This window comes from Micromonospora sp. WMMC415 (genome assembly GCF_009707425.1).
In the GTDB taxonomy this organism is placed as follows: domain Bacteria; phylum Actinomycetota; class Actinomycetes; order Mycobacteriales; family Micromonosporaceae; genus Micromonospora.
In genome coordinates, this window is record NZ_CP046104.1 from 3100760 (window position 1) to 3118618 (window position 17859).

The following is a 17859-nucleotide window of genomic DNA, read 5'->3' on the forward strand; positions in this document are numbered from 1 at the left end:
TGAGCTCGGCGTTGGCGAGCCGGACGACGTCAGTGCGTTAGTACTCCAACGTCACTTGGCCTGTCTGCGCTGGTAGTGAGATCGTCGGGCTCGGGCTTGGGATGTTCGTCGCCAGGTTGACCAGTGCAGGGTGTGCGCTGGTGGGAGTGGCAGGTTGAGGACGAAGGCGTTGAAGAGTCGGCGGATCTCGGCGACGGTCAGCGCGATGATTTCCGGTTCAGCGTCGGGCTGCTGCGCGGTGGCGGCGAGGATGGTCAGGACGGCCAGGGCGAGCATGGCCAGGGTGATGAACCGGTGCCAGCCGGTCCAGCCGCGGACCTGGTAGTGGTCGAGGCCGACCTGGCCTTTGCCGGTTTGGAACAGCTCCTCAATGCTCCAGCGGGAGCCGGCCACGGTGACGAGGGTGTGCAGCGGCGCGGGGCGGGGTGACCAGCACAGGTAGAAGGCCAGCTCGCTGGTGGTGCGATTGCGGCGGATGAGCAGCCACCGGTGCTCCCCGGGCCGGGTGGCGGTGGTGATCCAGGCCCACAGGTAGTCGCGGGGTCCTTTCGCTCCGGGGCCGCAGCTGTGCTGCTGCCACTCGCGGGTGGGGATCCGGTCGGCGAGGTCGTCGACGCGGATCAGGGTGCGGCCGTCGTTGACCGCCACGCGCCGGTCGCAACCGACCGCCAGGACGTAGCCGATCTCGCGGTGTTCCAGGTCAGCACGCAGGCCCGGGTCGGCGCCGTAGACCTCGTCACCGGTCACCCACCCGACCGGGACACCAGCCTCGATCGCGGTGGCGATCATCTGGCGGGCCAGGGCAGGCTTGGTAGCGAACCCGACCTGGTCGGGGACACCGGCGGCAGCGAGACGATCGGGCTGGTCGCACCAGGTCGCCTCCGGCAGGTAGAGCCGGCGATCGATCATCGCCCGACCGTGCGGGGTGACGTAGGCCAGGAACACCCCGACCTGGCTGTTCTCAACACGGCCGGCGGTGCCCGTGTACTGCCGCTGGTGCGCCGCGAGGCGCTCTGTTGTATCCCCAGCTCAGCTGGGAGGAACTTGGAGGGAGGTTCTTGGGTCTGATGGCTTACCCGGAGCTGAAAGGCGATGGGGACAAGAGCATGCCAGGAAACCGGCGGTCATGGTCAGGCGTCTGACGTGATGCGTCGTGGGACCCGCGCGATATGGCGAAGGCTGGATTGCTTGAAACCCAATCTCCAGACGATGAAAAGTACCATCCGCCGGAAATGACGCCTGGAACCGGCGCCGCGCTCTGCTCTGGCTTTACAGCGTGGTCGGGGCAACCTCTGGGGCGCAGGGCGATGCCCAGCGAGGGCATTCAAGGAGATGAGTGGGTCGCCTACGTCGTGCTGTCACGTGCAACAGAGACGAACGCGGGATCGCCTACGGGGCGCGAGCCCTACGGCGACGGAGCGCTCGTAGTAGTCGCCGGGGTCACGTCCGGCCGAGGAGGACGGGAAAGCCGTCCGCAGGGCGAAGGAGCGCAGGTGATTCGGACACCACAGGACTCGGGAGGTATGCGAAATGCAGAGCGCCGAAACGGTGCTGGGTGTCCTGCGTGAACGCGGCAAGCGTGGTCTGCCGCTGGATGAGTTGTATCGACAGATGTTCAACCCGCAGTTGTATCTGCTGGCCTACGGGCGCATCTACGCCAACCAGGGCGCGATGACACCGGGGGCCAGCGCAGAAACCGTGGACGGCATGTCGCTGGGCAAGATCGGCCGCATCATCGATGCGATGCGCCAGGAGCGCTACCGGTTCAGCCCGGTGAAGCGGGCGTGGATCCCGAAGAAGAACGGGAAACGGCGACCGCTTGGCCTGCCCACCTGGTCGGACAAACTCGTCGGCGAGGTGATGCGCCTGCTGTTGGAGGCGTACTACGAGCCGCGGTTTTCCGCCCGGTCCCACGGGTTCCGTCCCGGCCGGGGCTGCCACACCGCGTTACGCGAGGTGGCGACCACCTGGACGGCGACGGCCTGGTTCATCGAGGGTGACATCTCCGACTGCTTCGGCACGCTCGACCACAAGGTCATGCTGTCGACGCTGGCGGAGCACATCCACGACAACCGGTTTCTGCGGCTGGTGCGCAACATGCTCACCGCCGGGTATCTGGAAGACTGGGTCTGGAACGCCACGCTCAGCGGGGCACCGCAGGGCGGCGTAGTTTCCCCGATCCTGTCGAACATCTATCTGCACCGGTTGGACACGTTCGTCGAGAACGTTCTCATCCCCGAGTACACCCGAGGCGAACGCAGGGCGAAGAACCGTGCCTACTGCCGGGTGCAAGACGCGGCCGCACGTGCCCGTGTCCGTGGTGACCGCACCACGGCCCGGAAACTGCGCCAGCAGTTACACAGCCTGCCCAGCCGGGACCCGAACGATCCCGGCTACCGGCGGCTGCGCTACGTGCGCTACGCCGATGACACCCTGCTCGGGTTCGTCGGACCACGAGCCGAAGCCGAGGACATCAAACGGCGTCTCGCTCAGTTCCTGCGCGACGATCTCAAGCTGGAACTGTCCGAGGACAAAACGCTGATCACGCACGCCCGCACAGGCGCGGCGAGATTCCTCGGCTACGAGATCACCGTCCAGCACGGCGACCACATGCACCATCGTGGGAACCGGACGGTCAACGGCACGATCGGGTTACGCGTGCCGAAAACGGTGATCAAGGCCAAGTGCGCTCGGTACCTACAGCGTGGTGAACCCGCGCATCGGACCCGGCTGGTCAACCACGATGACCACACCATCATCGCGACCTACGGGGCCGAGTACCGAGGCATCGTCCAGTACTACCTGCCCGCCGGAGATGTCTGGCGGCTGAGCCGGCTGCGTTGGGTCATGGAGACCTCCATGCTCAAGACGCTGGCCCTCAAGCACCGCTCAGCGGTGTCGAAGATGGCCCGGAAATACCGGACCTCCATCGACACCCAGCACGGCAAGCGACGGTGTTTCGAGGCCCGCATCGAACGCGAGGGCAGGCCACCACTGGTCGCCCGGTTCGGCGGCATCCCACTCAAACGGCAGAAGACAGCGGCCCCCATCGACCGCAGTCCCACCCCAGCCGTCGCCCGCAAGGAGTTGATCAATCGGCTCCTCGCAGGCAGGTGCGAGGTCTGCGGCGGATCAGTGGACATCCAGGTCCACCACGTCCGCAAACTCGCCGACCTCGACCAGGCCGGGCAGTCACGCAAGAACACCTGGACAAAGATCATGGTCAAGCGGCGACGCAAGACGCTCATCGTCTGCGCCGACTGTCACCACCAGATCCACTCCGGGAACAGCGCCGCACTCACGCAGTAGTCACCGGAGAGCCGGATGCTCGGAAACGGGCCCGTCCGGTTCGGGAGGAGGGCGTTGGAAAAGGACCTGCCCCGGCAGGCACCTCGTCAACGCCCCACCTCACCACCCCGACCGAGCACACGCCCTTCTTCAGGAAGCCGGTCTCGTCGCAGACCAGCACACCATCGGGATGGCCGAGCTGCTCGATCAGCCAGTCACGCACGTCATCGCGCACGGCATCGGCGTCCCACACCGCCGTGCGCAGCAGCCGCTGCATCGCCTGCGGATCACCGTGCCCCGCCCGCTCCGCAAGCGACCAGCAGGTCTTACGTTCCGCGTCCGACAGCAGCCCTTCCACGAACTGCCCGGCCGTCCGGCGTGGCTCGGCCCGCACGAACCGGTCAGCGACACGCGTCACCGCCTTGTCCAGGATGACCCGCCACCGGGCGGGTCTACGCTGTGGCACGCGGCCACCGCACGATCTTCGGTTGTCCTCACAAACCATCGATGATCAACGCGGTGGCCGTCTTCATGCCCACGCCACGCCCAACGCCGAAGCCAAGTGACGTTGGAGTATTAGTCCCGTGTCACGGCAGGAAGCGTTGCTGCCAATGCGGCTGTCTTGGTCGCCGTTCGGAAGATCGAGACGGCGTTGGCGGCGATGTCCGCGACGCCGTCTACCCTCTCCCGCTGGGTGAAGGGCAATCTTGCGTGCGGACCGACGCGGAACGCGGGCAGGTTGTAGTGCTCACGAGCAACGACGTTCCCGTCGGTAGTGGTGTACTCGTCGAAGGACCCGAGGTCGAGCCCGTCGATGTCCGTCTCTCGGTTGCCGGTGCAGACGACGACGAGGTCGTATGTGCGGCCATCGATGAGTGCCGCGCCGGGCAGCGCGACGGGCCGTGCCCGGCGACCCAGCACGTTGAGTCGCCGGACGCCGAACCCGTCCGGGCGCAGGTAGCGACCGATGGCCTGATACCTGCCACGGATGTCTTCCTGCCACGCCTCGCACGTGGTTGGCAGGTCGTCGGCGTACCAGTCGATCCGGTCCACTCGGTCCAGCGCGGCAGCGGCCATGAACGGTTGCGGCGCGATACCCAGGCACGACTCGACGGCGCACTTGGCGGAGTCACCACCACCGACAACCGCGACACGATGCACACCGCGCAGCGGCCACATGTCGGCCATGCGCCGCATGAATTGCGGGAAGGTGAGGATCGTGGTGCCGTTGGCAACGTCCTGGTCGTCCGGGTCACCCACGCCTCGGGCGTCGATGACCCGCCCGGCGGGCAGCGGGTCGCGATCCTCAATCTCGATCTGCACCCCGGTTCCGTCACGAGCGACCGACAGGACCTTGGCGTTGGTCACCACGTCGGCGAACTGCGCCAACGCGAGGCGAATCACGAACGCCATGTCCGTGTTCGTCTGGTACTCGACCATGGACACATTCGCTGCCTGGATCGGTGCGCCCGGCAAATAGTTGAGGCTTGCCCCCTGGTCGCCTGCCAGTCCGGCGCTTCCCGCCCGGTTGCGGGAGTTGAGGTAGAACGTCGGCCGCGCGGTCATGGCGAACGTGCCACCAACCCGCTCGTGGCGTTCCAACACCAGCGGCTTCGGGTACCCACTGAGGACGCGAACTGCCGCGTACGTCGCTGCGTGGAAGCCGCTACCGATGATGACCTCACGGTCGGTGCCGCTGGAACCGAGCGTGTCCTGCTGACGCGGCTCGTCCGACCAGTAGGCGTCCAAGACCTGGTCAGCGAAGTCGCGACCGTAGGGGTCCAGGGCAATACCGGTGAGCTTCGCCTGCCACGGGCTCGGGAACTCAGACTCCCGTTGCGTCATCGCCCGCATTCCCTCAGCGGCAGATTGCCTCAAGGCGACGGTGGTGAGAAGGGACTCGATCTGCGCGGATGGCTCGAACATGGCCCCGCATCCTTTCCTCGGTCACCGGGGCATCGCGCCGGGCCGCGTACCCACCCCGGGGCACCCCGGGGTCGCGGCACGCGGCCGGCACGATCCCCGGAAGGGTCAAACGGGTGGGTCGCTGGGTCTGGCGGTTACCAGTCCCAGGTGGGCAGATCGCCGACCCTGGTCGGCGTCGGCGTTGAACATCAGGTAGTCGCCGCCCGACGCGGGGGCGGAGCCCGGCCTGGCTGCCGTGGCCGGAGGTGGTGTCGGTGGCCGGGCGACTACCAGGTGCAGCGGTGTCGAGACCGGCGACGTGGTGGGCGCCGGCGGGCTCGGCGAGCCGACCGGTCGGGCTGCGGCTGGGTCAGCTGGTTGCGGTGGTCCGCGGCGCGGCGATGGCGGCCTGTTCGGCCTCGTCGGGTCCGTCGGTGCTGACGGCCACGGCCCACCAGCCGGGCTGCTGGATCACCGCCGTGCCGGCGCTGAACCTGGGCAGCCGGGCGACGACGACCACCATCGGCGTGGGCTGGTCGCTGTCCAGCCGCCGATGACGCGTGGCCGTTGGGGGCTGCGGTGTTGCGCTGGTAGGCGGCGAGTTCGGCGCTGACGAGTCGGGCGACGTGGTCGAGAGCTTCTACGGCGGCGTCGATGCCGGCGGTCGCGCTGTCGGTGGTGAAGTCGTCGAAGCCCTAGTGCAGGCTGGCCAACCGGACCCGTTCGCCGTCGATGGCCAGGTCGGCGGTGATGATGGCGCCGCCGTCCACGCCGTCGCCGTCGGCGGTGCGCCAGACCTGCACCTGCCGCAGCGCGGGATGCAGGTGCCACACCTGCGGCTGCGGGTCGTCGTCGAGGGCGGCGAGCAGCGCTTCCAAACCGGCCGGGATCGTCAGCTCGGTGGTACGGAAGGTAGCGTCGATGCCGTGCTCGTCGGCGACGCCGTCGGCCAGCCAGGCCCGGCAGGCCTCCGGGTCGAACGTCACCGCGGGACCGTCGGCGATCCGGCTAGCCGCCCACTGTGCGCGCCAGGGCCGTACTCGCCATGGACACATTGGCTGCCTGGATCGGTGCGCCCGGTAGGTAGTTCAGGCTTGCCCGCTGGTAGCCTGCCAGTCCTGCACTTCCCGCGGTTACGGGAGTTGAGGTAGAACGTCGGCCGCGCGGTCATAGCGAAAGCGCCACCGGCCCGCTCGTTGCGTTCCAACACCAGCGGCCTCGGGTATCCGCTGAGTCTCAGCGCCTTCTCGATCACGTCCCGTGGCAGCGACGTCTTCTTCGCCAGGCCAAAGGGCGTGATATAAGACGTTCCTGATACAGGGGGCCTGAAGTTGTCCAGCGGCCCGCGCCGTCGACGTGGCGGTGACGACCGCGCTGAACACCAGCAACACTTCCGGCTCCGCCAGCGCGGCGATCACACGGGCGTCGGCGATGCTCACGCAGGCCACAGTAGCTGCGGTGGCAGATCAGCCCAACCACCGACCCACAGCTGAATGTTTACAAACTCCCAGCTCAACACCTATCAAACGACTACGCAACAGCCCTGCGACCTGGTGTCACGTCTTGTCTATTGACAGGTAGGCAACATTTGTCTACAACTGACTGTCCTATGACAGGGGAGGATGGACATGTCAGTGCCGAAAGACAAGTTTGACGCGTTTGTCTCGTACAGCCATGCGCTCGACGGAAAGCTCGCCCCCGTTGTGCAAGGTGAGCTTGAGCGATTCGCAAAGCCCTGGTATCGAATGCGCGCACTACGCGTCTTCAGGGATGCTGCCAACCTATCCGCATCGCCGGGTCTGTGGTCTGCCATCGAACGTGCGCTGGCTTCATCCGAGTGGTTCGTGCTAATGGCCTCGCCAGAAGCCGCACGCTCCGAGTGGGTCAACCGGGAGGTGGCCTGGTGGGTGGCAAACCGTTCACCCAATCGGCTGCTCCTAGCGGTAACCAGCGGCGATTTCGTCTGGGACAAGGACGTAGGGGATGTGGATTTCAAGACGAGTACCGCCGTCCCGCCCGCGCTTCGGGGTGTGTTGGCTGAGGAGCCGCGTTGGATTGACCTACGATGGCTGCGTGATGCCGACCTGGCAGACGCCTCGAATCCGCGCTTGCGTGAGAGTGTTACGGAGCTAGGGTCGGCTATCCGAGACATGCCGAAGGACCTCCTCATCGGCGAGCACGTGAGAAGGCACCGGCAGGCGATGCGGCATGCGCGGTTGGCGATAGGAAGCCTGGCCACCCTGCTTGTGTTCCTTCTTGCCGCGACAGTTTACGCCGTCATCCAGAGTGAGGAGGCACAGAGCCAGACCCGAACTGCGACGGCTCAGCTGCTCGCCGCCACGGCCATTGCCGAAATGGAGGTACAGGCCGACCGCGCACAGCTCCTCGCCGTCGAAGGCTACCGGATGCAGCGCAATCCCCGCACCGCAGCCGCGTTATTGGACGTTTTGACAGCAAGCCCTCACCTTGTACGGCAGGTGCCAGTGGGCGCAACGGTCACGGCTGTATCCGGATCGGCCGATGGAAACACGGTTGTTGCCGGCACCGACGATGGTCGCCTCCTCCGATGGAGGCTGGATACCTGGACGTTGGATGAGATTCGGCTAGGCCACGATGAGATCCTCAGTGTCGCGATCAGTGCGGACGGCGGCACCACATTAGCTGTAGATGGGACAGTTGCGGTAACGTGGAAGGCCACCGGCCCTTCTTCTCCCTTGAGTTTCGAAGCCAAGGGTGCGGTTTCCATTGCAGTGTCACCATCAGGCGCATTAGCAGCGATGATCGTGAAAAATGGCAACGGTGCTGACCTGGCCGTGGCCCTATATGACCCGGCCACCGGTAGCCGCATACGCGCCACACGATCGCGCAAATATTGGTCTGACGTCGGGATGCCGAACGAGTCGACGGTCATCCTTGCCGGCGGTACAGGCGCTTGGGAGCGTATGCGTACCAGCGACCTGTCTGTGTCGTCATACTCGGATGACACCACCACTCCAGCCGGTGACTACGCTGGTGGCGGATCGGCGGAGGCGTCCTACTTCGGATACATCAAGTACCGACAGGTAGTCCTTCAAGTCAACAACAACACCTCCTCTGGCGAGATCAAGGGCGCTGAAGTGCCGGTTGCCCAGCCAGAACTGCTCACGATCCGAAACGATGGCAAGTACGTGGCAGCCTCGGGTGGCGGAACACTTTGGATCGCCAGTACGGCTGATGATCCTGGCGCGCCGATTCAGTTGACAGGTAGCGGCCGGATCGACGCTATGGCATTTGTCGGCAACTCGACCAAGCTAGTGTCGGCGGCGGCCGACTCCCTCGCGTTGTGGGATATCAGCCAGCATTCGCGCTTGAGCCGCGCATCGTGGGTCGACGTTCCAGAGGTTGCTAACGTCGGACCCCCGCCACGCATTGCTGTGACGCGCGATGGCAAACGCGTCGCCGTGCTAGGCGGAAACTCTGATGTAGGTGCCGTCCATACGCTAGACGACTCGTTGGTGCGTAGCGAGCCTATCCTTCCCTTCTACGTTGAGCACAATCGAATCCCGCTGTGGAGCGCCGACGGAAAATGGCTCTGGCTGGTTGGGGCGGGTGGGGCGACCCGCGTTCTCCTAGGCTCCGGACCCGATGTTGGCGTTTGGCCCGCGGCGAGCGATGCGGGCATTCTAGCTGCGGGTGTATCCGCCGATGGCCGTCGGGCTGTCTTCGTCGAGGCCGGTGGTGGGCTGCAGGTGCGTCGCACCTCCGACGGCGCGGTGCTTAAGCAGACGCCCGGTGCACCGGAGAATCCCTCTTTAGCTAATGGTTTGAGCAGTGCTGATCTAACCGTAGCGGCTGCCGTGAGCGCGGACGCGCGGAACGCCGCGGTGGTTCAGTCTGATACGACCCGACGTGTCGTTGTAACTGACGTTGAATCGCTTCGCTCTCACGAACTGGCCGGTCCGCCCGCCCAAGCCGTCACCTTCGGCGAGGGCTACCTTTTGGTGGTGCGCGAGAACGGCGATCTTGAGGTGTGGGATCAGGAGGGAACGGCGAGGCAGCGTACGGTGGCAGGCGATGCCGGGTATGCAGTAGCAATTGCGGTGGTGCCTGGCACGGGGCTAGTAGTTCGCCTGCGTTCGGACGGGCGAGCAGTAGTGATCGACATCCCATCTGGTGTCGTGCTCGGGTCCTTGCAGTTGCCGCCGATGACGCGAGGCTCAACAGCCAGTCCATGGCACGCGACTTCCATGGTCGGCGCCGCAGGCACTGTTGAACTGCTGACCGCGACTTCAGGTGGCAGCCTCGTCCGATGGCCGATGAACGATCATGTATGGCTGCAGATCGCTTGTCAGACAGCAGGTCGGAACCTGACGGTGTCTGAATGGCGATCCGTTGCAGCCATCGATCCGCCTGAGGACTTGTCATGTGGCCGCCCGCTGGACTGAAACCGATCTCGCAAGTCGGCTACCTGCGCCCATTCCGCGTCGCCAAGGACACCGAAGGTCTACGCGCCAAGCTCAAGCGAGGTGAGCGCAGCACCGCAAGCACCTTCGCCTGTTCGGCCTCGGACAGGGCGTTGGCCGGCCGCGGCCGCGGCGACGGCGTCCCCGGCGGTGTGGGCTTGGCCCGCCGGTAGTGGCCGGCCCTCGACTTGCCCAACAGCGCGCAGGCCCGCTTGATCGACGTCAACGGCGCCAGGGCGGTGAAGGCGTCGTCGATCACCTGCGCGGCCTGCCGTCGCGTGTCTGCTCCGCGCTCTCGGAGAGCAGCCCCAAGAGCGCGTGTGCGTTTCCCACCACGTCCAGCGCGGCCCTGGTCTTCGCCAGCTCGGCTTGCAGGCGTTCGTTCTCCCGCCGCAGCCGTTCGTTCTCCACCTGCTCAGCAGTCTTGCCAGGCCGGCGGCCCGGCCTCGGTGCCGGCCCGGAAAGGGTTCCGGCGTCGCGGGCGCGACGCCACTCGATGATGTGTGAGTGGTACAGCCCTTCGCGGCGCAGCAGCGCACCCCGCGCGCCGGCCTCGGTCAACGCGTCGTACTCGGCCACGATGGCGAGCTTGTACTCAGGTGTGAACGTCCGGCGCTTCGGCCGGTCCGCCCGCGGTGAGGAGGCTGAACCCATCAGCCCATCCTCGCCCAAGCCGATGTCAGCGATGCTCAAGGTCACGATCGTTGATGATCCCGTCTCGCCCTACTTCACAAAATCTGGCACCCCGATGTCTCACGGGATCCTGACACGGAGGGATCCGACGGCTGCCGTGCTCGACACGCAGAGCGTGAAGACGTCCACCAACGTGCCCGTGACCAGCCAAGGAACAGATGCGGGCAGGAAGATCGTGGGTCGGAAACGAGGGATCATCACCGACGCTCTCGGCATCATCCTCGCCGTAATCGTGACTGCCGCGAACCTGTCGGACAACGCTATCGGAACACGCCTGGCCCAGGGGCGGGCCAGGTTCTTAAGACCGTGTTCGAGGGCCTTGGCCAACTGCTTGTCGCGCTGGTGGCTGTACGAGATGAACACGTCCCGTCTGACGAGCGCACCTCCGCATCACTGTCCTCAGTGGTGGGCAGATCGCAGATCCTATCGGCCGGCAAGGGACGCCGTCAGCCCCGCCGTGACCCGGTCGACACGTGCCGCCGGGCCCGGCGCGGTCGGGCGCTCACGCGGTGTTGCGCTGGTACGGCAGCGAGCCCGAGCCCTTCGCTCCCGCGTTGTCGAGGTCGAGCTGCGCATGCAGCAGCGCCTTGACGGTCTCGTCACTCATGCCGGCGAGCTTCCCGAAGCCCAGCACGTACGGCCTCAGCCGCGACTGCATGGCCGCGAGATCGGCCCGGCACTCGGCGTTTCCCGGCCACTCCTGCTCGGGCCGGTCGGACGACTCCTGCTCCCATGCGTGCAGCTCCGGGTGCCAACGCGAGAGGAATGGCGCGAGCTCGTTGTTCACCATCGCGAGCGCGAGGTGCTCGACCGACGGTGCCGCGCCGACGAACCGGCTCGGCTTCACCTCGTCGAGGATCTGCCGCGTGAGCAGCACCAGCGCGTGTAGCGACGACAGCGCCTCACGAAGCCGCCCGGTGCCCGGGGCCAGGGGTCGTATGGCCACACGGCTGGTCATCTCCTTGAACAGCCGCCAGGCGACCTGCTGTGTGTCGCGGGTGAGCACGAAATTCAGCTCACTGAGCTGAGGCACGGTCACCTTCACGTCGGTCAGCCGGATGCCGCCGACGCTGTACGCGTGCACGATCACCGCCGCCACGGCGCCTGCGGTGGCTCCAGCGAGTATGAATAGGTTCTGCCCGTCGAGCAGGCTCGCGTAATATACCGCCACGCCCACGGCCGCACCAACGACTAGGCCCGCCAGGATCTTGAGCCACCAGCCTCGGCGGACCATGCCGCTCCTCCCCGCTCCCCGTGACACGGATGCGCTTGCCGCTGCTCGTCAGCGTGTCATTCAATCACGACGGAGCGCACCGCGGGCGGTGTGCGCCCGGACCGGGGGCGAGCGCGTCGCCGAGCAGGACGGCGAAGCCGTCTCCGACCGGCCAGACCATCTGGATGGGCGGGTCGATGTCCATGACCGGAAACGCGCTCCGGGTGGTGGTGCAGTGCACGGCGGTCGCGCAGGGCTCGGGCAGGTGCCACAGCGCCTGGCCATCGACGTGCGCCCGAGCGGCGTCGGTGACGTGGCGGGGTTGGGCGAACAGCCGCCGGTGCGGTGTCGAACCGAACATGTTCGTGTACTCGACGGTGGTGGCGTTGAGGTAGAGGGTCCAGTCGACGCCGCCGGGGATCGGGGCGATGTTGAACTGCACGCCGGGGCTGGGCTCCAGCCGCCAGAAGTCGACCATGTTGGTTGGGTTGTATGCGACGGTGCCGCGGTGGCCGATGTAGCCGGCGTAGCGCAGGCGCCGGTACGGGTCGAGGATTTTGCGGCCGGTGGATGCCCGCCCGTCGGCGAGCACGACGATGTCGGCGGGTGTGGTGCGACCGTCGGCGAAGTGCAGCAGCGGGCGCCCGCGGTATGCGGTGAGCCCGGTCAGCCGCGCGCCGGTCTGCGCCATGCCGGCGGGGATCCGGGTGGTCAGGGCTCGGTTGAGCTGGGTCCAGGTGGTGAACCGGCCGGGGGTAGGCGCGGCGTCTCGGGTCGCCGAGGGCTCGGGCGTGGACCGGGGTCTGCCAGATCGTCCCCGACGGGACGTGGACGTATTCGTCCTGTCCGAGGCCGAGCTGGTCGAGGATGCCGAGGCTGGAGTGTTCCAGGGAGATCAGGCCGCCGCCGAGCGTGGTGCTGGCCGGCGTGGCCTCGTAGAGGGTGACATGTGCGAAGCCGGCCTGGGTGAGCAGCAAAGCTGCGGCGGGACCGGTCAGCGATCCGCCGATGACAGCGATCCGCGGTCCGGTGGATGACCGTGCCGTGGCGGGCCGGTCGGGCTGGGGGCCGGTGCGGTGCTGCTGGTGTGGGCTGCGCATGGTCAGGGTTCCTCCAGAAAGGGAAGGTGGGGAACCCCGGGCACGGCCTGCTGGCCGTGCCCGGGGTGTGCGAGGTCGCACAGCGGTGGCCGGGCATCGGCCGGTAGGTGGTGCAGCTAGGGCGAGCGCGCCGGGGAACGGCTGCGCTGCTACGCCGTCAGCCGGCGGTGGTCAGGGGTCGGATGCGTAGCGGCGGGATCCGCCGCCACGACGCGGCGAGTGTGGCGGGCTGCGCCGGGTGCCGGATCACGTCGTAGTCGCGGACCCAGACCGCGTACCAGGGCTCCGCCGGTGCCGCTTGCCGCAGCAGCTGATCGCCGCTGACCGGAATTCCGGCCAGGGCGGGTGTTCGCTGGCCCGGTACCGAGAACGCTGCCCGGCTACCCGGGCATCGGGCAGGCCCGGCTGCTGTAGGACGCGCACGGCGGGCAAACAGCCGGCGCGGTGCACTGACAGGTCAAGTCGGACTCCCGGGCGAACAGCACCGCCAGCTGGCCCAGCCGATTGCCGCAGACCTGGCACAGGGTCCGGGTCAGGCAGCGATACTGCGACAGGTCGGTGAGCTTCCCGAACAGATGCAGCTTAGTTGAGGTGGCCGGGGTGCTCCACGGGACGACGAGCCCGCCGGTGCGGGGCCGCCCGGCCAGGTGCACCGGGATGTCATGCGTCGCCGTCACCGGCACCACCACCTTCGTCCGGCGCGCTCCCGGGCTGCGGTGCGAGGTCGGCTAGGACGTGGCCACCATGGGCGACCGGTCGGACCCGCGGGTCGGTGCGCAACAGTTCGTGGCAGCCGGCCGACACGCCGGACGTGACCGGACCGGGCACGACCATGCCGACACGGCCCAAGTCGATGGCCTGCCGGAGCACCTGCAACGCCCGGCTGCGCAGCGACGCTTCGACTACAACCGTGCCGGCCGTGAGCGCCGCCAGCAGCATCTGGGTGGCCGCCGTCCGCCACAGGGTCGGCCGGGCGCCTGGGGGCCAGACGCTGAGCAGCAGGCCGTCGACGGCGAGGCGTTCGAACAGCCCGCGATGCTGGTGCGGGTGGAGTTGGTCGAGTCCGCAGGGCAGGACCGCGACCGCGTCGCCCTCGGCGGCCAGCGCGGCCCGCAGGGCTGTGCCGTCGATCCCGAGCGCGCCGGAGGACACCACCGTCCGGTGCTGGCCCGCGAGCTGGGCGGCGAGGTCGGCTGCCACGTGGTTGCCGTAGTTGCTGCTGGCCCGCGACCCGACGATGGTGACCGAGGCCGCCTGCCGCGGGATCGGGGCCGTCCCGCGCGCCCACAGACACACCGGCTCCCCGCCGTCGAGGTCACGCAGTCCGGTCGGCCAGTCGGGATCGGTCGGGATCACCACCCGACCGCCGCCCCGCTGGGCCCCGTCCACGGCGACGACCGCCTCGCCCCACAGCCAGGACGGGGGCAGATGCCGGATCTCCAACCGGGCAACGAACGGCACACCACGCACCGACAACATGTCGAACGTCTCGACCGGGCCGTGGTCGGCCAGCAGCTTTCGCAGGCCGGAATCGCCCGGCTCACACAGCCATCCGAGCGTGGCCCGCGCAATCCGCTCGTCGGAGTAGGTGTCCATCACGCGGCCCTCCTTTCGACCGCCGCGCTGGCCAGCTCGAACGCGGCCGGGTCCGGTTCGTCGGGTCCGGCCTGCATCAAGTCGGTCTCCTCGGTGGCGTCGTCGGCCGGGGTGAGGTCGGTCAGGATCTGCTTGGCCACGCGCAGCACCGTTTCGGCGCATTCCTTGACCAGGTCCATGTCGCCGCCTGCCCACCCGAACACGTAGGCATCGCTGTAGGCCGCGCTGTCCATACCGAGGGCCCGCAGCACGATGTGCGCGACGCTCTCGGCCTCTGTCTCGTTCCGGCCGCGGTGCACGTCCTCACCGACGACCGCAGCGGCGGTGTCGAGGTGCCCGCAGCGGATGTGCGCCAGCTCGTGCAGGGTGGTCTTGGTCCGTTGGGCCGGGTCGACATCGTCGCGGACCTGCACGATTTGCACGCCCGGGCCACGGACCGTGACCCCGTTCGCGCCGCCCAGGTGACCGGTGCGTGGTGCGGCGAGCTCGAACGTGTACCCCTCGTTCTTGATGAGCTTGACCAGGTCGTCGAAGACACCGGTCGGGTCGTCGCCGACGAGCAACTGCGGGCCGCTCCCGCGCTTGTGCACCCGTCGGCGCACCATGACGGTCGGCGGTTTGAACGGTTCACCGTCGGTCTGCGACAACTCGAAGGTGTTGGCCAGCCCGAAGCCCACCACCTGCACGGCAGGCCGACCGGACAGCTCCCGCTTCACCGTGCGCCCGGCCGCCTCCCACTCGGCGACCTGTTCCTCGGTCGGCCGCCGCTTGATCGGCGCCCAAATCTTGAACGCGGTCTCCCCGGCGCGCACGTACCGCTTGTGGGCCTTCCAGCCGGTCGACCCGTCCTTTCGGCCGTAGGGCAGGAAGTAGCGGGGCTCGACGCCGCGCTCCTCGGCCTGGACCAGCAGCAGGATCTGGTTGCCCAGGCTGTAGCGGGCGCCGAACGTGGCCACGTGGTCGATGAACTCGACCCACTGCGCGGGCTCGGCCGCCATCCGGGCCAGCCGAGCATCGAAGTCGGCTTTGATCTTCGCCAGCAGATCGGCCCGATCGTCGCCGCCGCGGCCCACCCGCCCGGCCTGCGGGCGGTTGTTCTTCGGCTTCTTGGCCGTTGGGTTGTTCTTGGCCATCAGTGTGGCCCTCCTATCCCCGCCTCGTGGCGGCGGACAGGTTGGGACCCGCTGCGGCCCCAACCTGCCCGTAGGCACGAGGTGAGGCCGCCGCCCGGCAAGGGCGGTCAGGCTGATGGAAAGAGATGGCGGCGCGTGAAGTCCGGGTCGTCCCCGGCCAGGTTCCCGGCGCTGGCGAGGGTGCTGGCGAAGATCCGGATGGCTTCCCGCTTGACCGCGTCGGCGCCGATCAGGATCGGCGCGTCGATCAGCCCGTACACGTCCCCGCCGGTCGTCGCGGGCCACCGCCCGACCCTGCAGATGATCAACCTGCGGGTCGTCATCGTGCCTCCCCGCCATCAGCGTGGGAGGCATGCGAGCCGTCGAGGCCGCGCATGGCCGCGGGGTCGAATACGGTGGTCTGCCCGCGGCCGGCCCGTTTCGCCACGCGCATCGCGCGGTCGGCGCGGATGAGCGCGAGCCGCTGATCGCCGTCGGCGTACGGCGAGAAGGCGGCGACGCCGGCGCAGCCGGTCACGGTGACCGTGGTGGACACGCCGAAGAGTTGGATCTCGGTGGGCTCGGCGACGGCCGCGACGAGGCGTGCGGCGTGACCGGCGGCATCGACGCGGGCGTCGAGGATGACGGCGAACTCGTCGCGCCGCAGCCGGAACGCCGACCCGCCGGCGGCGGACGCGACGTGCCGGAGACGGCCGGCGGTCAGGACGAGCAGCTGGTCGAGCGCACGGTGGCCGAAACGGTTCACGAACGCCCGGGTTCCGTCGAGGTTGATCAGGATCACGGAGACCGGGCGTCCGGCGACGTCGGCCAGGGCCGCGTGGAGGCCGGTGCGGTTGCCCAGGCCGGTCAGGTCGTCGCGGCGCGCGGCGTGCACGACGGCGGTCAGCGCCGCGCGGTGGTAGGCGGCGGTGCGGCGCCGGGCCAGGTGGTAGGTGATGGCGGCGGTGATTGCTATCGCCGCGAGAACTGCGGTGATCCGCGCGGGGGTGGACACTGGTGCCCACACCTCCAATCCCTGGATTGGGGAGGTGTCGAGGGCAGCCGGGTGCCACCGGCTGCCCTCACCTCAAGCGGTGCGCGAAACCCCCGTTCGTGGGGTTCGCGGGGATGCCGGCGGCGCCCGCGCGGGGCACCGGACGTGCGTGTTAGTCGTTGGGCGTGCCGGTGGTGGCGGCCTGCCACAGGTGCGGCGGCAGGCCGGCCTGCAGGGCGTGGCCGAGCAGCTGCGCGAGGTGGTAGTCCGGGTCGGCGCGCAAAGACCGGTCCACGGCGACGTTCGCCAGCGCGCCGTCACCGGCGAGGTAGGCGGTGATGGCGAGCAGGCAGGCCGGCGCGGCTGTCGTCTCTGGGATGGCGCGGCGGGTGACGTCGATCCACAGTCGCCGCTGTTCGTCGCTGCCGTCGCAGGTCGTCCAGGCGTGGTCGCGGACCTGCGGCACCAGGAGCACGGCGGTCAGCCATGCCACGTCATCGTCGGACAAGGTTTCGCCGCGAGCAGCGGACTCGTACGCCTGCCGCACCGCCGCGATTCCGGCGCGCACGACGTGCTCGGGTGGGGATGGCTGCCCGCCGTCGATCGAGATGCCGCCGTCGGACAGCATGTCGGTGAGCCGCCGCAGCGCGGTGTCGCTCGCCGCGCGCATCCGGTCGCGCTCCGGCCCGGTCACCGGCGTGATCAGCTGCTTCAGCGCAGCGCGGTCCGGCAGCGGGGCGATGCCGAGATAGACCGCCTCCGCCGGGAGGATGCTGGCCGACGGGTCGTACCCGACTCCGTCGGCGCAGCCGGTGTCACCGCACAGGCACCAGTAGCTGCCATCGTCCACCCGAAGGACTTCGAGCACGTCGACGGCGGCAGCGAGCAGCGCCGCGGTGAACACCTCAGCCGCGGGTTCGACGCGATCGGCCGGGCCGTAGCCGGCGATGATCGCCGCCGAGCCGTACCGAGAGATCATCGCGGCGGTCTGCGCGGCCGGCGCCGACAGCTGGTGGACCTCGGACGGCTGGGGAAGGTCGAGCCGGGCGACGAACCGGATCCGCTGCTTGTCCAGGACGACGCAGACCAGGCTGTCCTGTGGGTGGAAGCCGAGAAGGTAGGGCACCGCGACGACGATGTCTTCGCGGCTGGTGAGCCGAAGCTTGCGGGGTGCGACCACAGGTTGGTCCTCCTTCAATGAGCGATGGGGATGGGGCCGGCGGCGTGAAGCCGCCGGTTGGGGATCAGCGGCAGGAAGTGAGTGCGGCCAGCACCGCGTGGATCTGGGCGGTGGTGAGGCTGATGGCGGTGGTGTCCCGACGGCCGGTGACGACGATCGGTCCGACCAGCGGCTGCCGGCCGCCGCCGAGGCGGGCGACGAGCAGGCCGGCGGCGGGGCTGGGGCTGGGCCGGCGAAGGCGCAGACCCAGACACCGGCCACCTGGATCGACGGTGGGGCACGTCAAACGTCGCCGAAGCGCGGTGGGCGGCGAGATTCGTGCCGAGAGCGGTTACG

18 protein-coding genes and 2 pseudogenes are annotated in these 17859 nt (G+C 68.3%); 5 read left to right on the forward strand and 15 right to left on the reverse strand.

Translation table 11 applies throughout. The features are described 5' to 3' along the window. Positions 1–51: 51 nt before the first annotated feature. Positions 52–993 (reverse strand): annotated as a pseudogene (locus GKC29_RS14785) (IS701 family transposase); the annotation flags it as partial. Positions 994–1530: 537 nt separating this feature from the next. On the opposite strand from GKC29_RS14785, the gene GKC29_RS14790 reads away from it, so the two are divergent. Next, the gene (locus tag GKC29_RS14790; protein WP_196255720.1) at positions 1531–3309 is read left to right on the forward strand and encodes a reverse transcriptase/maturase family protein; all 1779 of its coding nucleotides are present in this window, start codon (positions 1531–1533) and stop codon (positions 3307–3309) included. Here the strand turns inward: GKC29_RS14790 and GKC29_RS14795 are convergent. Both GKC29_RS14795 and GKC29_RS14800 read right to left on the reverse strand, forming a co-directional pair. Next, positions 3299–3706 carry a transposase gene (locus GKC29_RS14795; protein ID WP_230689038.1) on the reverse strand — a complete coding sequence of 136 codons (408 nt, stop codon included), beginning with the start codon at positions 3704–3706 and terminating at the stop codon, positions 3299–3301. The two genes, GKC29_RS14790 and GKC29_RS14795, sit on opposite strands and share 11 nt — an antisense overlap. 158 nt (positions 3707–3864) lie before the next feature. Next, entirely contained in the window at positions 3865–5214 is a 1350-nt protein-coding gene (locus tag GKC29_RS14800) for a hypothetical protein (RefSeq protein WP_155331388.1), read from the reverse strand. Positions 5215–5495: 281 nt separating this feature from the next. Here GKC29_RS14800 and GKC29_RS14805 point away from each other — a divergent pair, with 281 nt between their 5' ends. Next, a complete protein-coding gene (locus GKC29_RS14805; RefSeq protein WP_155331389.1) occupies positions 5496–5750 on the forward strand; it encodes a hypothetical protein in 255 nt (84 codons plus the stop codon). Between the two features lie 138 nt (positions 5751–5888). Here GKC29_RS14805 and GKC29_RS14810 read toward each other — a convergent pair whose 3' ends face one another. Together GKC29_RS14810 and GKC29_RS14815 are read right to left on the reverse strand one after the other, a co-directional pair. Next, complete coding sequence (locus GKC29_RS14810; RefSeq protein WP_155331390.1) at positions 5889–6179, reverse strand: hypothetical protein; 291 nt, start codon at positions 6177–6179, stop codon at positions 5889–5891. 147 nt (positions 6180–6326) lie between these two features. Continuing rightward, on the reverse strand, positions 6327–6632 hold the full coding sequence (locus GKC29_RS14815) for a hypothetical protein (RefSeq protein WP_155331391.1): 306 nt from the start codon (positions 6630–6632) through the stop codon (positions 6327–6329). Positions 6633–6827: 195 nt separating this feature from the next. Here GKC29_RS14815 and GKC29_RS14820 point away from each other — a divergent pair, with 195 nt between their 5' ends. Beyond that, positions 6828–9617 carry a TIR domain-containing protein gene (locus tag GKC29_RS14820; protein ID WP_230689039.1) on the forward strand — a complete coding sequence of 930 codons (2790 nt, stop codon included), beginning with the start codon at positions 6828–6830 and terminating at the stop codon, positions 9615–9617. A 273-nt stretch (positions 9618–9890) separates the two neighbouring features. Here GKC29_RS14820 and GKC29_RS29955 read toward each other — a convergent pair whose 3' ends face one another. Beyond that, positions 9891–10334: a transposase gene (locus GKC29_RS29955; RefSeq protein ID WP_155331393.1), complete on the reverse strand. Its 444-nt coding sequence runs from the start codon at positions 10332–10334 to the stop codon at positions 9891–9893. A 76-nt stretch (positions 10335–10410) separates the two neighbouring features. On the opposite strand from GKC29_RS29955, the pseudogene GKC29_RS14830 reads away from it, so the two are divergent. Then, positions 10411–10605: pseudogene (locus tag GKC29_RS14830) on the forward strand (transposase); the annotation flags it as partial. A 225-nt stretch (positions 10606–10830) separates the two neighbouring features. Here the strand turns inward: GKC29_RS14830 and GKC29_RS29565 are convergent. After that, on the reverse strand, positions 10831–11562 hold the full coding sequence (locus GKC29_RS29565; protein ID WP_196255968.1) for a hypothetical protein: 732 nt from the start codon (positions 11560–11562) through the stop codon (positions 10831–10833). Between the two features lie 64 nt (positions 11563–11626). Continuing rightward, positions 11627–12232 (reverse strand): hypothetical protein, encoded by a 606-nt coding sequence (locus tag GKC29_RS14835; protein ID WP_155331394.1) that lies wholly within the window; start codon positions 12230–12232, stop codon positions 11627–11629. A gap of 136 nt (positions 12233–12368) precedes the next feature. Here GKC29_RS14835 and GKC29_RS14840 point away from each other — a divergent pair, with 136 nt between their 5' ends. Next, entirely contained in the window at positions 12369–12578 is a 210-nt protein-coding gene (locus tag GKC29_RS14840) for a hypothetical protein (protein WP_155331395.1), read from the forward strand. Between the two features lie 443 nt (positions 12579–13021). Here GKC29_RS14840 and GKC29_RS14845 read toward each other — a convergent pair whose 3' ends face one another. From GKC29_RS14845 to GKC29_RS14870, 7 genes are all read right to left on the reverse strand, one after another. Beyond that, on the reverse strand, positions 13022–13318 hold the full coding sequence (locus GKC29_RS14845) for a hypothetical protein (RefSeq protein WP_155331396.1): 297 nt from the start codon (positions 13316–13318) through the stop codon (positions 13022–13024). Next, positions 13302–14237: a DNA-processing protein DprA gene (locus GKC29_RS14850; protein WP_230689076.1), complete on the reverse strand. Its 936-nt coding sequence runs from the start codon at positions 14235–14237 to the stop codon at positions 13302–13304. The genes GKC29_RS14845 and GKC29_RS14850 overlap by 17 nt, the downstream gene beginning before the upstream one ends. After that, positions 14237–15370 carry a hypothetical protein gene (locus GKC29_RS29570; protein WP_196255876.1) on the reverse strand — a complete coding sequence of 378 codons (1134 nt, stop codon included), beginning with the start codon at positions 15368–15370 and terminating at the stop codon, positions 14237–14239. Before GKC29_RS29570 ends, GKC29_RS14850 begins: the two co-directional genes overlap by 1 nt. A gap of 107 nt (positions 15371–15477) precedes the next feature. Next, positions 15478–15693, reverse strand: coding sequence for a hypothetical protein (locus GKC29_RS14855; RefSeq protein ID WP_155331398.1), 216 nt, complete (start codon positions 15691–15693; stop codon positions 15478–15480). Further along, complete coding sequence (locus GKC29_RS14860; RefSeq protein ID WP_196255877.1) at positions 15690–16376, reverse strand: GGDEF domain-containing protein; 687 nt, start codon at positions 16374–16376, stop codon at positions 15690–15692. The genes GKC29_RS14855 and GKC29_RS14860 overlap by 4 nt, the downstream gene beginning before the upstream one ends. 139 nt (positions 16377–16515) lie before the next feature. Continuing rightward, positions 16516–17523, reverse strand: a complete 1008-nt coding sequence (locus GKC29_RS14865; RefSeq protein WP_196255878.1) for a DUF4192 domain-containing protein — start codon at positions 17521–17523, stop codon at positions 16516–16518. 64 nt (positions 17524–17587) lie between these two features. Continuing rightward, on the reverse strand, positions 17588–17809 hold the full coding sequence (locus tag GKC29_RS14870; protein ID WP_155331401.1) for a hypothetical protein: 222 nt from the start codon (positions 17807–17809) through the stop codon (positions 17588–17590). Positions 17810–17859: the final 50 nt, after the last annotated feature.

Excerpts from the sequence above, each read along its gene's own strand:
- GKC29_RS14790 (WP_196255720.1), top strand. The coding sequence starts at position 1,531 with ATGCAGAGCGCCGAAACGGTGCTGGGTGTCCTGCGTGAACGCGGCAAG.
- GKC29_RS14800 (WP_155331388.1), bottom strand. The coding sequence starts at position 5,214 with ATGTTCGAGCCATCCGCGCAGATCGAGTCCCTTCTCACCACCGTCGCC.
- GKC29_RS29565 (WP_196255968.1), bottom strand. The coding sequence starts at position 11,562 with ATGGTCCGCCGAGGCTGGTGGCTCAAGATCCTGGCGGGCCTAGTCGTT.
- GKC29_RS14835 (WP_155331394.1), bottom strand. The coding sequence starts at position 12,232 with ATGGCGCAGACCGGCGCGCGGCTGACCGGGCTCACCGCATACCGCGGG.
- GKC29_RS14850 (WP_230689076.1), bottom strand. The coding sequence starts at position 14,237 with ATGGACACCTACTCCGACGAGCGGATTGCGCGGGCCACGCTCGGATGG.
- GKC29_RS29570 (WP_196255876.1), bottom strand. The coding sequence starts at position 15,370 with ATGGCCAAGAACAACCCAACGGCCAAGAAGCCGAAGAACAACCGCCCG.
- GKC29_RS14855 (WP_155331398.1), bottom strand. The coding sequence starts at position 15,693 with ATGACGACCCGCAGGTTGATCATCTGCAGGGTCGGGCGGTGGCCCGCG.